General features: G+C 70.4%; 10 protein-coding genes and 2 pseudogenes. 4 read left to right on the top strand and 8 right to left on the bottom strand.

Annotated elements, in window-relative coordinates; genetic code table 11:
- The first annotated feature begins 12 nt into the window (after nt 1–12).
- The gene (locus tag ACN28I_RS47375; protein WP_420948444.1) at nt 13–1,248 is read left to right on the top strand and encodes an MxcI; all 1,236 of its coding nucleotides are present in this window, start codon (nt 13–15) and stop codon (nt 1,246–1,248) included.
- A gap of 28 nt (nt 1,249–1,276) precedes the next feature.
- On the opposite strand, the pseudogene ACN28I_RS47380 reads toward ACN28I_RS47375, so the two are convergent.
- The 4 genes and pseudogenes from ACN28I_RS47380 to ACN28I_RS47395 form a co-directional block, all read right to left on the bottom strand.
- Nucleotides 1,277–2,420: pseudogene (locus ACN28I_RS47380) on the bottom strand (PepSY-associated TM helix domain-containing protein).
- Nucleotides 2,421–2,563: 143 nt separating this feature from the next.
- The gene (locus tag ACN28I_RS47385) at nt 2,564–2,995 is read right to left on the bottom strand and encodes a DUF4388 domain-containing protein (RefSeq protein ID WP_420948861.1); all 432 of its coding nucleotides are present in this window, start codon (nt 2,993–2,995) and stop codon (nt 2,564–2,566) included.
- Between the two features lie 400 nt (nt 2,996–3,395).
- A pseudogene (locus ACN28I_RS47390) lies at nt 3,396–4,529 on the bottom strand (HD domain-containing phosphohydrolase); the annotation flags it as partial.
- Nucleotide 4,530: 1 nt separating this feature from the next.
- Nucleotides 4,531–6,045 carry a 3'-5' exoribonuclease YhaM family protein gene (locus tag ACN28I_RS47395; RefSeq protein WP_420948445.1) on the bottom strand — a complete coding sequence of 505 codons (1,515 nt, stop codon included), beginning with the start codon at nt 6,043–6,045 and terminating at the stop codon, nt 4,531–4,533.
- A gap of 46 nt (nt 6,046–6,091) precedes the next feature.
- On the opposite strand from ACN28I_RS47395, the gene ACN28I_RS47400 reads away from it, so the two are divergent.
- Nucleotides 6,092–6,709: an START domain-containing protein gene (locus tag ACN28I_RS47400; protein WP_420948446.1), complete on the top strand. Its 618-nt coding sequence runs from the start codon at nt 6,092–6,094 to the stop codon at nt 6,707–6,709.
- A gap of 16 nt (nt 6,710–6,725) precedes the next feature.
- Here the strand turns inward: ACN28I_RS47400 and ACN28I_RS47405 are convergent, their stop codons facing one another.
- The 3 genes from ACN28I_RS47405 to ACN28I_RS47415 all read right to left on the bottom strand — a co-directional run bounded on the left by ACN28I_RS47405 (nt 6,726) and on the right by ACN28I_RS47415 (nt 9,999).
- The gene (locus ACN28I_RS47405) at nt 6,726–7,865 is read right to left on the bottom strand and encodes a class I SAM-dependent rRNA methyltransferase (protein ID WP_420948447.1); all 1,140 of its coding nucleotides are present in this window, start codon (nt 7,863–7,865) and stop codon (nt 6,726–6,728) included.
- Nucleotides 7,866–8,015: 150 nt separating this feature from the next.
- Nucleotides 8,016–8,387: a hypothetical protein gene (locus ACN28I_RS47410; protein ID WP_420948448.1), complete on the bottom strand. Its 372-nt coding sequence runs from the start codon at nt 8,385–8,387 to the stop codon at nt 8,016–8,018.
- Nucleotides 8,388–8,403: 16 nt separating this feature from the next.
- The gene (locus ACN28I_RS47415; protein WP_420948449.1) at nt 8,404–9,999 is read right to left on the bottom strand and encodes an NAD(P)/FAD-dependent oxidoreductase; all 1,596 of its coding nucleotides are present in this window, start codon (nt 9,997–9,999) and stop codon (nt 8,404–8,406) included.
- A 314-nt stretch (nt 10,000–10,313) separates the two neighbouring features.
- Here ACN28I_RS47415 and ACN28I_RS47420 point away from each other — a divergent pair, with 314 nt between their 5' ends.
- Nucleotides 10,314–10,508: a hypothetical protein gene (locus ACN28I_RS47420; RefSeq protein ID WP_420948450.1), complete on the top strand. Its 195-nt coding sequence runs from the start codon at nt 10,314–10,316 to the stop codon at nt 10,506–10,508.
- A 134-nt stretch (nt 10,509–10,642) separates the two neighbouring features.
- On the opposite strand, the gene ACN28I_RS47425 is transcribed toward ACN28I_RS47420, so the two are convergent.
- Nucleotides 10,643–11,323, bottom strand: a complete 681-nt coding sequence (locus tag ACN28I_RS47425; RefSeq protein ID WP_420948451.1) for a diacylglycerol kinase family protein — start codon at nt 11,321–11,323, stop codon at nt 10,643–10,645.
- An 86-nt stretch (nt 11,324–11,409) separates the two neighbouring features.
- Between ACN28I_RS47425 and ACN28I_RS47430 the strand changes: the two genes are divergently transcribed.
- On the top strand, nt 11,410–14,226 hold the full coding sequence (locus ACN28I_RS47430; RefSeq protein ID WP_420948452.1) for an N-acetylmuramoyl-L-alanine amidase: 2,817 nt from the start codon (nt 11,410–11,412) through the stop codon (nt 14,224–14,226).
- Nucleotides 14,227–14,235 lie beyond the last annotated feature (9 nt).

Raw genomic sequence — 14,235 nt, forward strand, 5'->3', positions numbered from 1 at the left:
GATGAGGTAGGGATGATGAGCAAGGGAGTGATGAAGATGGGGAGGAGCCGTGTTTCCCGGGGGCTGCTGGCTTGCGCCACGCTGCTCGTGTCCGCGTGCGAGCGGGAGGGGGGCGGGGGCGAGCCGGAGCCCGGTGGCGAGGGCCCGCTGTACCTGATCCACTCGGCGGTGCAGACGGGTGACACCCGGATGAACTACTTCACGCTGGCCAGCTCGCTGGAGGAGGCCGGCAAGCTGGATTACGCGCGGTCGCTCGAGCTGGCGGGCCGTCCGCGGCTCTACGCGGCGCAGGGAGTGGGCTTCTTCGCGATCGGCGCTGGCGAGTCACCCACCATCACGCGCTACGAGGTGCGGGAGGGCCGGCTGGTGGAGGGCAACAGCCTGTCGCTGCAGCCGTTCGGCGTGACGAGCCTGGGCGCCCAGTCGGTGCACTTCGTCAGCGAGACGAAGGCCTACTACAAGGATGACGCGCAGGCGCAGGTCATCGTGTGGAACCCGGCGGAGATGGCCGTCGAGAAGACGCTCCCGCTCCCGCGCGAGCTCGTCAAGACGGGCTACATCACCGCGCTGAGCCAGTGGGCCAGCCGCGACGGCGAGGCCTACTTCACGGTGGGCTGGAACACCCGGGAGTATGATCGCGTCCTGCCGGGCAGCGTGCTGGTGCGCATCGACACGGCGACGGATGCGATGACGACGGCGCCCGACGAGCGCTGCCGCGGCATCCTGAAGACGGCCCGGTACGAGGACACGCTCTACTTCTTCAGCAGCGTCATCAACGGCCTGGGGTACGCGGCCTACGGCAACGAGGATGGCGGCCAGCGCGACTGCATCCTGCGCATCTCGCCGGGCAGGCAGACGTTCGACACGGACTATGTGGGCAGCGTGGCCACGGCGCTGGGGGAGGGCCATGTCGGCACCGTCATCTCGGTGACCGAGGATGGCAAGGCCTGGGTGCAGGCCGCGGACACCACCCTCACCCCGAGCTCGCCCGGCACGAGCTACAGCCAGTGGTACAGCAAGGGCTGGAGCTGGTGGCACCTGCCCCTGGAGACGCTCTCCGGCCCGGTCCGGGTGCAGGGGGAGCCCGGCGGGTACAGCGGCTTCACGCTCGCGTCCGGGCCCCACTTCTTCATCAGCCAGACGGCGGCGGACTACTCCGAGTCGGCCCTGCTGGAGCTGAGCTCCGGCACGCCGAAGGCCGGCGTGTCCTTCCCGGGCTTCGTCATGGACGTGGCCCGCATCCGCTGAGGCCGGGCGGAGACCTCCAACAAGGGCCTCAGGGCGCCGCCGCGGGGACGTGGGGCGCCGCGGCCCGGCCCTCCGGTACGGCGGCCGGGCTCTTCCGTCTGCGCTTCACCCACCACATGAGGAAGCCCGTCACGGACAGCGCACCCGGCGAGAGGCCGAGCAGCGTGTAGAGCAGCTTGATGGGCAGCCCGCCCCAGTGGCCGAAGTGGATGGGTCCCGCCATCAGCCGGAGCTTCTCCAGGAGGGGGGCCGCGCGTGCGTCCTTCACGGCGCGCAGGGCGCCGGTGTCCGGCTCGAACTCCACCCGGGTGTTGTAGGTGCCGAGCAGCGGATTGCCTCCCGGCACGTAACCGTAGAGGGCCACCGGCCCGCCGGGGGCCAGGGGCAGCACGAGGCCCTTGAGCACGAAGCCGGGGAAGCTCGGACGGGGCCCGCGCCACCATCGCATCCAGCGAGGCGTGGAGCCCGGGCACGGCGGGCGTGGACGCCGCGCCCGCGCCTCGCAGCAGCCCGGACACGGAAGGCCAGAGCATGACGGCCCCCGAGACGGCGATGATCAGGTTGAAGAGGAGCGCGGCGACGCCCACCTTGTGGTGCAGCTCTCCGGCCACCACCCGCGTTCCGGCCCGCCAGCGCACCGGGCCGCGGAACACGCGCAGCAGGGACTTGCGGTACACCCAGGTCCCGGTGAGCACCGCGCCCACCAGCGTCAGTCCCAGGAGGAAGACGAGCACCTCCCCGGGCTTGCCCGACAGCAGCCTGAAGTGCAGGTTGAGCAGGGCGCGCGTGAAGTTCCCCTGGTCCGCGTCATGGCCGCCCAGGAGCGTCCCGTCGTACGGGTTCACGTAGGTGAACCAGTAACGCCCCTCCAGCTTCATGTTGACGGTGTACGAGTGTCCGGGCTCCTCCGGCAGCATCCGGAAGCCGTACAGGGTGGCCTCCGGGTACGCGGCCCTCACCGTGGCGAGCATCTCATCGAAGCTGGCGCGCTCCGGCCCGGGCTCCACGCGCAGCAGGTGCGGATACAGCGCCGCTTCGAGCTCCTCCACGAAGACGAGCACCGCACCGGTGAGGCTCATCAGCAGCAACAGCAGGCCGCTCACGAGGCCCAGCCACAGGTGCGCCTGGTAGACGGCACGGTGGAAGCGCGCTGGCCAATGCCTCGGTGTCATGGGGTCTCCTCGGTGGTCCTGAAGTTGATAATGAGTCTCAAAGTCAGGTCCCGGGCAGGAGTAGTCTCCCCCCGCCGTGCCTGTCAAGGAGTCATCCCGGCTCCAGTTCCGTGGCAGGGGGGTGGAGTACCCGCGAGGGGGCGCTACACGGCGGGCATGGACGTCGTCGGCCGGCGCATCGCCACCTGTTGGGCGAGCACTTCCAGGTCCTTGTCCATCTGCGGCGTATCCAGGAGCAGCGAGTCCGGGTCGTAGCGGAAGTCCGCCTGGAAGAAGCTCAGCAGCGTCTGCATGGCCTGCTCGCCGTTCTGCGTCGCCACCGTCGCGTAGACGAGCTTTCCCTGCTCCAGGTGCAGGTAGCCCTCGTGCGCGTTCTGCTTCAGGTACAGCCGCCCCGACTTCTTGCCCGCTCCCAGCAGCTTGAGCAGTTGGGCCGCGGGCAGCTCGTCCAGGCTGCCGCGCACCACCCGGGCCGGGCCGTTGTGCTGGATGCGATCGTCGTACAGCGAGCGGATCGTCTTCGCCGCTTCGCCCGGCTGCGTGGGAGGCAGCACCGCCGAGGCTCCGCCCATCATCAGCCGCTCGCGCGTGCCCGAGTCCGGGTCCCCGAGCACCACCACCGGCAGGCCCGCGAGCCTCCGGCGAGGAGCGGGTCGCTTGCAGCAGCCCCAGCACCTCGTCCAGCCCGAACTTCAGTCCCACCACCAGCACGTCGCAGTCCTGGTACCCCAGGGCGTCGTACGCGCCATCCAGTGAGGACAGGGCGTGCACCACCAGCCCCTGCTTCTGGGCGGACTCCAGCAGGTCCGTGCGCGTGCCTTCTTCCGGCTCCACGATGAGGATCTGCCGCCCGTCATTGACGATGCGCTGGCGCAGCAGCTCGCCGGTCTGCACCTGCATGACGATGTCCGCCACCAGCGGGTCATACAGCTTACCCGAGTTCTCCCGCAGGTGCTCCAGCGCCTGGTCCTTCGTCAGCAGCTTCCCGTGCGCGTTGGCCGGGTTCTTCGTCAGCTCCAGGTAGCTGTCCACCGCCGCGAGGATGCGCGCGCCCAGGGTGATGTCATCGCCCTTGGCTCCCTGCGGCGTCCCCGAGCCGTCATAGGCCTCGTAGAGCTGCGCGAGCATGGTGTTCACCTGCACCGGCAGGTTCACCGACTCGAAGAGCTTCGTGGGCACCCGGCAGTAGCGCTTGGCGTCGGCCATCCACTCCGGATTCACCGCGTTGCTCGCCAGGCAGAAGTGACGCTCGGCCGGCTTGCCCAGGTCGTGCAGGTAGCCCGCGATGGCCACCGCCGCCACGTCCCGGGGTGGCATTCCCAGGCGCCGCGCCACCACCGCGGCCTGGCGCGCCAGTTGCGCCGAGTGCCCCCGGTGATGCTTGCGATCCCGCTCCTGCATCGTCACCAGGATGTTCAGCGTCTCGATGTAGTCCTTGTCGCTCACCGTCCCGCGCGAGCCCGGGAAGGTGTCGCCGCTGGACGTCTTGCCCCGCCCCTGCGTGCCCGGACGCGGCGGCGGCCGCAGCCGGTTGTCCGTCTCGAGCCGGAGCTGGATGCTCAACTTCGGGGCCTGCCCCGCGGTGCTCTCGTAGGCGCTGGCCATGGTGGAGACGTCCGCTCGAGTCTGAGCGGTCACCACCTCCAGCGAGGCGAAGGCCGTGGTGTCGCCGTAGTAGTGCTTGCGGATGGCGGCGGCGATGGTGCTGCGCAGGCCCACGTACGCGTAGACCTCGGACATCCCCGTCACCAGGGCGATCTCGTCCAGCAGCTTCTTGTTCTGCGGCTCGGCCGCCACCACCGACAGCAGCTGGCGCTCCGGATCGATCGCCAGCGGAAGCACGTTCTGCGCCTCCGCCAGCCGCACCGGCACCTTGTCCAGCACCTCCGTGGGAATGCGGGCCTTGGCCAGCTTCTCCGCGGAGACGAAGCGCGTCTGGAACTCGGCCGCCAGGAAGCGCAGCAGTGCCGCCTCCTGGAGCAGGCCGATCTCCACCAGGCAGTCCCCCAGCCGGTGGCCGGTGTGCTTCTGGTGCTCCAGCGCCTTCTGGATGGACTCGCTGGTGACGAGCCCCGCCTCGACGAGGCGCTCACCCAGTTTCTTCGCCATGTCAGCCTTCCGTGTCCGAGCCCCCCCCGCCGGACTTGTCGGCGGGCTCCGTCTTCGGCGCCGTCAGCACGCTGAACGGCTTGAACGTCAGCTCCTTGGGAACGTTCACCGGATCGCGCGGCGGCTTGGGCTCACGCGGCTCGCGGGCCTCCCGAGGCTCCCGTCCCTCGCGCTGCTCCCGCCCCTCGCGCGGCTCACGCGGCGGCCTCGGCTCGCGCTTCTCCTGCCGTTCGGGACGCTCGGGTCTCTCGGGACGCTCGGCGCGCGGCGCCTGCTGGCCCTCGCTCGCGGGAGCGGCAGCGCCCGCGGCCCTCTCCGGCCGCTCCTTGGGCTTCTTGCCGTCCTTGCCCTTCCTGCGGCCACCGCCCTCCACCGGCGCACGGCCCCGCGACGTGGGCACCGGGCCCTTCCAGATCTGGCGATCGTAGAGCTTGAGGTTCTCCGTCCACCGGTCGTTGGGGTCGCGCTGCATGGCCTCCACCCACGAGGCGATGCGCGAGTCCAGCGAGTCCAGGGCGTGGACGATGTGGGCCTCGATCGTCATCGGCAGCTTGGGCGAGCCGTACTCCAGCCGCCCGTGGTGCGCGAGGACGAGGTGGGTGAGGTGCTGCTCCAGCAGCGGCGGGAAGTTCGGAATGGCCAGCGACTTCTCGCGGATCTTCTGCGCCGTCATGACGAGGTGGCCCACCAGCTTGCCCTCGTCGGTGTACTCGAAGCCCTTGTCCGGGGAGATCTCCGCGACCTTCATCACGTCGTGGAGGAAGGCGCCGGCGAGCAGCAGGTCTCTGTCCGCCATGGGGTAGTGGTCCGCCACCCGGAGGGTGAGCCGCATCACGGACAGCAGGTGGTCGGCCAGCCCGCCACGGTAGGCGTGGTGGACGCCCTTGGCGGCCGGCGCGTGCGGCAGGCCCGCGGCGATCTGCGCGTCATCCATGAAGGCCAGCAGCAGCGCCTTCACGTTCGGATCGTTCACGCGCTCGGTGAGGATCTCGCGGATCTGTCCCACGGCGCGGGCGCCACCGTGGCCGTCACCGCCGGGCTTCGGCGCGGGCGCGGGCTGCTCCTCACGGGCCTTGGGCGCGGCCTGCTCCTCACGGGCCGGGGCGGCGGCCTTGGGGGCGGGCTGCTCCTCGCGGGCGGGCGGCTCGAACTCCTTGGGGTCGAGCGGCTCGGGGTCCAGCTTCTCGAGGGCCTCGATGACCACCTGCGACTTGCCGTGGAAGCCGATGACGCTGCCACGCACGAGCACGAAGTCGCCGGTGGAGAAGGTGGGCTCGAGAGCATCGACCTTGTCGAAGATGCGGGCGTCGATCTCTCCGCTCTTGTCGACGAGCACCACGGAGAGGAACACCTTGCCGCTGCGCGCGGTGACGCGCTCCTTCTTCGTGACGCGGAAGACGGTGTTGACGGCATCCTTCTCGCGCAGGTCCTTCGCATACACCTTGCGCACCTGCTCCACGGAGGCGTCGGTGGGAGAGGAAGTGGGGGAATTGTCGGACGGGTTATCGGTCGTCATACGCGGGCGGCGACACTAGCACCACCCAGGCGGTTAGGATGGATTCATGTCCCTTCTTCCCGCTCTCTCCCTGCTGGTGTTGTTGACTGGCGCTGGTGAACCGGCCTGGCAGCAGGTGGCCCGTGACGACGGCATCTCCGTGCTGGCCCGGACTCCCGAGGGGGGCTCCGTCTCCGAGGTGAAGGCCACCACCCTCGTGGACGCCCCTCCCCACGACGTGTGGCGGGTCATCCGTGACTACACGAACTACACGAAGACCATGCCCTACACCCAGGAGAGCCGGGTGCTGGCCTCGGAGCAGGACGGGAAGGTCACCGTCTTCTATTGCCTGGTGAACGCCCCGCTGGTGGACAAGCGGGACTTCATCATCCGCATCCGGGACGAGTCGGACTGGAAGGAGGGCAAGGGCTTCCTGAAGACGGCCTGGACGGCGGCCACGGAGGGGGTCCCCCCCGAGCGCGAGGGCGTGGTGCGGGTGAAACTCAACACGGGCTACTGGCTGCTGGAGCCGCGCGAGGAGGGGAAGAAGACGTTCGTCACCTACTACCTCTACACGGACCCGGGCGGCTCGCTGCCGAAGTGGATCGCGGACAAGGCGAACAAGACGTCGGTGCCGGACGTGCTCCGGGCGGTGCGCAAGCACGCCACCGCCGCGAAGAAGTAGGCGTCAGGCCGGCCTCTCAGCTCGCTTCGATGACGATGCCCGAGAGGTAGTCGGTGCCCGGGAAGCCCACGAGGGTGGGGTGGTCCGGGGGCAGGCCGAGCCGGGCGAAGCGGAAGCCCATGCGCCCCTCCTGCTCGCAGGCCTCGGCGATGAGCTCGTCGAAGCCGCCGGTGGGCAGGGGCGGGTGGTAGCCGACGACGAGCAGGGTGCCGCCGTGGCGGGTGACGCGCAGGCCCAGGCGCACCTGCTCGATGAAGGTCTCCGGGGAGGTGGCCTCCGGGGTGTCCAGGAGCACCAGGTCGAAGGTGTCGTGGATGCTGTGCAGCACGGCGAGGGCCTCGCCGCGCTCCACCCGGAGGCGCCCCAGCAGCCCGTTGGCCTCGCCATTCTCGCGGGCGAGGTCCGCCGTGTCCGCGTCGCTGTCGAAGGCGAGGATGGAGCGGGCGCCATGGCGTCCGGCGTGGACGAAGAGGCCGCCCACGTGGCAGCTCGGGTCGAGCACCCGGGCGCCCTGGGCGAGGCGGGCGAGGAAGCGGCGCAGCTCGCGCTGGTCATAGGGGTAGCCCACGCCCGGGCCGTAGGTGAGGTCCACGGTGAAGCGGGCGCCGAGCTCCAGCACGCGGCTCCAGCGGGGCGGGTTGCCGTAGAGGGCGTGGGGCCGTTGGATGGGCAGGCCGAGCTGGCGGCGCCGGGCGGTGTCGTTGCGCAGCAGCACGGACTCGGCGCCGGCGACCTCCACCAGGGCGCGGGTGATTTCCTGCAGCCGGGCGTCCATGGCGCGCGTGAGCGTCTGGACGACGAGGTGCGTGTCGTAACGGTCCACGATGAGGCCGGGGAGGGCGTCGCCGTCGTCGTTGATGGAGCGGCAGAAGCGCGGGTCATCCACCATGCGGGCGCGGCGCTCGAAGGCGTGGCGCACGTGGCGGGGGATGATGCCCTCGGCGGACTCGTCGGGCAGGCCGAGCCGGCGCACGGCATAGGAGGCCTCGAGGTCCACGTCGGCGAGCCCCAGCACATGCCCGTCCTCGTCCCGGAGTTGCACGGCCTCGCCGGCGGAGGGGGTGCCTTCCATGGAGACGATGTCCTCGCGGCGGACCCAGGGGGCTCCGTGCTTGAGCCGTCGAGCCGCCTCGCGGGACAGGTAGGTGTTGAACAAAGCCGTCCTCCCCTCTGCGCGGACGCCGTGCCGTCCGCGCGCCATGAGTCCTCAATGGGGGGAAACATGCGGCGGGCGGGGAACGGGTGCGGGGAGGGCGGGAGTGCCCGCTCGTGGAGCAGGGGAGCGGCCTGCTTCCAGGGTTGCTGATCAGTCCTTCGGAGAGGCGGGCCGTCTGGCGGCACTGGCGGTGAGCCACATGAGCACCCCGCTCATCACCAGCGCCAGGACGATGCCCGCACCTCGCAGGCCCCACTCGTCGCTCAGGATGAGCTTCAGCGCCATGGCGCCCAGCACCACCGCGGTGACGGCCCCCGCCTTCTGGGCCCATCCCATGCGCCCCGTGGCGGAGGGCCTCGCCCGGGCGAGCGCCGGGATGCTCGAGGCCTTGCGCCAGGTGGTGTGTCCATCCTCGAGCACTTCATCGGTGGGGTCCACCAGCCCCTGGGTGTACGCCACCTCCACATCCCTCAGCGTGGGGTAGGCCAGCTCTCCATCCGGTGTGCGTACGCGGTAGCCCATGGCTCCCTCCCGTGGCTCAGGCGAGCTCGCTCGCAATCTGCTCAGCCACTCGCAACCCATCAATGGCCGAGGAGACGATACCGCCAGCGTAACCGCAGCCCTCGCCCGCGGGGTAGAGCCCCCGCATGGAAACGGACTGCATGTCCTCGCCGCGGGTGATCCGTACCGGCGAGCTGGTGCGGCTCTCGATGCCGATGAGCTTGCCCTCCTCGCTGAGGAAGCCGCGCATCTTCCGGTCGAACGCCTTGAGCGCCTGCTTGAGCGACACCGTGAGGCGCTCCGGGAAGAGCTTGTTGAGGTCCGTGTGCGCCAGCCCCGGCCGGTAGCTGGTGCCGCCCGGATCCTTCTTCACGCGCCCGGCGAGGTAGTCGGGGATGGTCTGCGCGGGGGCGTAGAACTTCCCACCGCCCAGCTCATAGGCCTTGGCCTCCCAGTGGCGCTGGAACTCCAGGCCGGCGAGCGGGCCGCGGAAGCCCTCGCGCTCGAAGTCCTGCACGGACACGGTGACGACGATGCCCGCGTTGGCGTACTTCGCGTTGCGGCGCGAGTTGCTCATGCCGTTGGTGCACTGCAGCCCCTCCTGGGTGGGCGTGGGCACCACGATGCCGCCGGGGCACATGCAGAACGAGTAGACGCCGCGCACCTCCCCGTCCACGTCCAGGTTCTCCGCCAGCTTGTAGTCGGCCGGAGGCAGCCGCGGGTTCTTCGCCGCGCTCCCGTACTGGATGGAGTTGATGAGCCCCTGCGGGTGCTCGGCCCGGAAGCCGAGCGCGAAGGGCTTGGGCTCGACGACCACGCGCCCGTCCGCGGCGAAGCGCTCATACAGCTCGCGCGCCGAGTTGCCCGGGGCGAGCACCACCCGGTCGCTCTCCAGCGTGCGCCCGTCCGCCAGCCGCACGCCCGACACGCGGCCATCCCGGTAGAGCACTTCCTCCACCCTGTGCTCGAAGAGCACCTGGCAGCCGCCGGCGATGAGATCATCGCGCAGCTTGGCCACCGCGCCCGGCAGCAGGTCCGAGCCGATGTGCGGCTTGCCCTCGATGAGGATGTGGTCCGGCGCGCCGCAGCGGGCGAAGGTTTCGATCACCTTGCGCACCATGGGGTGGTTGATGCGCGTGGACAGCTTGCCGTCGGTATAAGCGCCGGCCCCACCCTCCCCGAAGTTCATGTTGCTCTCCGGGTCCAGCGAGCCATCCCGCATCAGCTTCGCCACATCTTTCCGCCGGGCCACCACTTCGCGGCCGCGCTCGATGAGGATGGTGCGAACGCCGCGTTCCAGCAGGCCCAGGGCGGCGAAGAGTCCCGCGGGCCCGGTGCCGATGATGAGCGGCATGCGCTCCGGCTCCTTCACGCGCTGCGGAGCCTCGGGAGGAGGCGGCGTCTCCCCGACGTCCGGCGGCAGCCGCTTGGGCGCCCGGCCGGGGGCCAGTTCCACCTCCAGCGTATAGATGTAGCGGGGGCTGCCCTTCTTGCGAGCATCCAGCACCGCGCGCACGACGCGCACGGACGCCAGGTCCGCGCGCGTTACTCCGAGCTTCTCGGCTGCCCGCTGGCCGAGCAGCTCTTCCGGCTCGTCCAACCACAGCCCGATGTTGTTCACCCGATACGCCATGCGCTGCTCTTCTCCTGAAGCCGGGGAAAGGGGGGGCGTATGTGCGTCACCCGAGGCCCCGAATGCAAGCTATTGAACACCCGAGGGGCGAGCGGGTGCGAACTTGACGATGCACCCCTCGCATGCCCTCCCCCTGGGCGGCCGGAAGGGTGCGAAGGCCCCTTCGCATCTGGGGACCACCGCACCAGCCCCCGGATTCTCTCAACCGCTTGAAGTGCATGGAGAATTCGTCAGGAACGCGACTGCTGGCACGCGGGTTGAAGAAGGAACCGCCAGTGATTACGCGGTCCCACCGCATCTCGGAGGACACGTCCTTGAGTACAGACAAGCAGGGCACCCGGATTCTCGCCCGTACCTTCTTCACCCAGCTGCGCGCGAGCGGCTACACCCCCATGCAGATCATCGGCATCGCCACGGAGCTGCTGGACCTGGTGACGGAGGACATCAAGGGCGAGAACGTTGCCCAGCCGACGCCCGAGCCCCGGGCGGAGTTCCGCAAGGAAGCCTGAGCGGCTAGACTGGCGCTGTCCCTGGCGGGTAGCCGGGCTCCGGGCAGGTCCCGGGGCTTGAGCGCCCCCCCAGGTGGCGAAGAAGAAACCGGCCTGGTGCCGGTTTTTTTGTGTCCGCGTTCCGGCGGCGAGCCCTACCGGTGGCGCTCGCGCTCGAGGCGGCGCTGGCGGGCGGCGGCCCCGGCGACGATGAGCAGGCCGGCATTCATGGCGGTGAAGACGGAGCTGGCGGTGCGGGGCGCGAGCGCGGCGAGCAGGACGGCGCCCACGACGACGGCCAGCCGATCCACCCAGACGGAGCGCGGCCGCGGGAGCACCAGCACGAGCACGCACAGGGCCAGGGGCAGGCCGAGCACCACCTGCCGGGCGATTTGAGGCCCGCTGCGGAGCACCGTCTGCCAGTTGTGCACGAGGATGGCGGCGAAGATGACGACGGTGCCGGTGGCGAGCACGAGCACACCCGCGGCGGCCGCGTCCTTGGTGAGGCGGGCCTTCTCGTCGAAGTGGCGGGTGGCGAGGTCCACCAGGTGCTCGAGCGCGCTGTTGAGGATCTCCGCGAAGAAGATGAGGAGGACGCAGAAGATGAGCGTCACCTTCTCGGCGAGCCCGAGCTCGATGCCGCTGCCCACCAGGCCCACGAGGAGCGCGGAGACGAGGTGGACGCGCATGTTGCGCTGGTGGACGACGGTGTGGATGAGCCCGTTCCACGCATGGAGGAAGGAGGCGAGCATGCCGGAGCCGCCCCGAGGGGGATGAGGCGGCGGCTGCTTCTCGGGAGTAGGTGGAAGCTGGGGTGATAGGGCTGGAGAGCTCATCGCGGAAGCAGGTTAGCGGGAGAGCAGGCAGGCACCCACGGTTTGATTGCCGTGTCCTCGCGCCGGGGCCTAACGTCCGCCCCCTCATGGCCCTTCCTGCTCACGTACGTGCCACCGCCTGGGTGCTGTTCTCGCTGCTCTGCCTGCCGGGCACGAGTCAGGCCCAGGAGGATGGCGTCATTCCTCAAGAAGACTGCGGCCTGGAGCCGCCGGGTGCCGTCTATGTGCCGCTCCCCGGCCCGAGGCCCCACGAGACTCGCTGGCTGCCCTCCGAGCCGCCCCTGGTGCGCCGCGAGGACCCGGCGGGCTCCGTCTCGGCGCTCTCGGGCATGCCGCAGACGCGCATCCGCACCGGCGCCCTGTCGGGAAAGACGATCTACCTGAGCCCGGGGCACGGCTTCTTCCGCAGCTCGCCCCTGGGCCGGTGGGCCACCCAGCGGGGCAACACCAACGACGTCGTCGAGGACCTGGTCTCCATCGAGACGCTCAACCAGTACCTGCTGCCGATGCTGACGGGGGCGGGGGCCACGGTGATTCCCGTGCGCGAGTCGGATCTCAACCCGCGTATGGTCATCCTCGACAACGGAGGCGCGGGCTATTCGGAGACCGGCTCCGGGGACCTCTTCACTTCCGCCACGCCCGGCTGGGGTTCGCCTCCGGTGCCGATGGGGAACGCGGTGCAGCCCTTCCTGCTCGGGGACACCCGGCTGATGACGGCCGCGTCCACGGCCACGGCGCAGGCCGCCTGGACCCCCTCGATTCCGGCCGACGGTGCCTATCACGTGTACGTCTCGTATGGAGCGGACCCGGGCCGCGTCTCGGATGCGCACTACGTGGTGCGGCACGCGGGCGGCGAGAGCCACTTCCGGGTGAACCAGCGCCGCCACGGTGGAACGTGGGTGTTGCTGGGCCGCTTCTACTTCCGGGCGGGTCTGCATCCCGAAACGGCCTCGGTGCTGGCGCTCAACGACTCGGCGGAGCCGGGCACCCTGTCGCTGGACGCGGTGCGCTTCGGAGGTGGCAGTGGTGCCATCGGTGATGGGGCGCTCGCGCCCCTGCCGCGTCCCCGTTTCGAGGAGTGCGCGCGCTACCACACCCAGTTCAGTGGAGCGCCGCCCTCGGTGTTCGCGCCTTCGGGCATCAACGCGCTCTCCAACGAGCGCAACGACGACGTCTCCTCGCGCCCGCGCTTCGCCGCCTGGCTGCACGAGGAGGGGGAAGACGCCGTCTACGTCGCCTGGCACACGAATGCCTCGGGGCTCTCGAAGCCCGACGACAGGTTCCGCGGCACCGAGGCGTACGTCTACGGGCCCAACCCCGTGGATGGCACGCTGAACTTCACGGGGGTGCCGGGCAGCGACGTGCTCGCCCGGGCGCTGCTGGACGAGCTGAGGCAGGACATCCGCAATGCGATCGACCCGAACTGGAGGGTCCGCTCGTTGCGCTCGGCCAACCTGGGCGAGGTGAACCCGGCCCACAACCCGGAGACGCCGGCGGTTCTCATGGAGTTGGCCTACCACGACCATCCCGCGGACGCCGCGCACCTGAAGCAGCCGGAGTTCCGCCGGGTGGCCGCGCGCGCCATGCTGCAGGGCCTCATCAAGTACTTCGCCGCGCGAGACAGCCAGACGGCGCACCTGCCGCCCGAGCCGCCCACCGCGCTGGTGGCTCGCAACGCCGGCAGTGGGGCGGTGGAAGTGAAGTGGGCGAAGCCGTCCACGGACACGCTCGACCTGGGCGGGCATGAGGCCACCGGCTACCGCGTCTACCAGAGCGCGGACGGGCTGGCCTGGGACGACGGGACGGAGCGGGATTCCACCACCTTCTCCGTCACCCTGGCGCCGGGCACCACGCGCTACTTCCGAGTGGCCTCCCTCAATGCCGGAGGCGAGTCCTTCCCCTCGGACGTGGTGGGCGTGCGCGTACCGGAGGCGGGCAGGGGCCCGGAGGTGCTCGTGGTCAACGCCTTCCGCCGCCTGGACGCGGAACTGGCGCGTGCCGAGGACCTCTCGGCGTACGGGCTGGGCGTCCCGCTGCGCGCGCTCCTGGAGTCCATGAATGACGGCACGGCCCTGCGGCGTCACGGGGAGGCGGTGGCTCAGCACGCGGTGGCCTTCGACGGAGCGACCAGCGAGGCGATCTCCGCGGGTCTTCTCACCCCCGTGGGATACCGGGTGCTGGACTGGTTCATCGGCCGGGGAAGGGCAGGGGGGCAAGGCCCCACCGCGGCCGAGCAGGCGCTGATGCGCACCTTCGTCATGGGGGGCGGCCACCTGCTGCTCTCGGGCAGCCATGTGGCCTCGGCGCTCGCGCTGGGGGGCTCGGACGAGCGGGCCTTCCTGACCGACATCCTCCATGCCCTGCCCGGTTGCGGCTCGTCGGCCCTCCTGGTGAATGGGCTCTCGGAGGGTTGGCTCCCGGGTCTCTCCAACTCGATGCTGGACGACGGGCTGCGGGGCTCCTTCCCCGTGGGGGTGACGGACGTGCTCCTTCCGCTGGAGGGCGGCTCCCCCGTGCTGGGCTATGCCGGAACGGACTCGGCCGCGGGTGTGGCCTCGGCGCCGGGTGGACAGGTGCTCTTCCTGGGCGTGCCCTTCGAGGGCATCGTCAATCCCGAGCGCCGCGCCTGGCTCATGGGGGCCTTCCTGGCCCGGGCGGGAGTGCTGGCCGCTCCCCCGGTGCCACCCGCTGGGGAAGAGGTCCTGCCGCCGGACGCCGTCGCGCGGGGCCCGTCGAGCCTTGCCCCCTGCTCAGTGGACCGGATTCCCGAGTCCTATGAGAACGCGGAGACGGGCTGCGGCTGCCGGGCAGGCGGCGGATCCGCGTCCGTTGCGTGGCTGTTGCTCCTGTCCACTGTTCAGCTACGGCGTACGCGTCGTCGTTCTCTCTTCACAGAGCGTTGACTCGCGTGC

This window comes from Archangium gephyra (assembly GCF_049060025.1).
Taxonomy (GTDB): Bacteria; Myxococcota; Myxococcia; order Myxococcales; family Myxococcaceae; genus Archangium; species Archangium gephyra_A.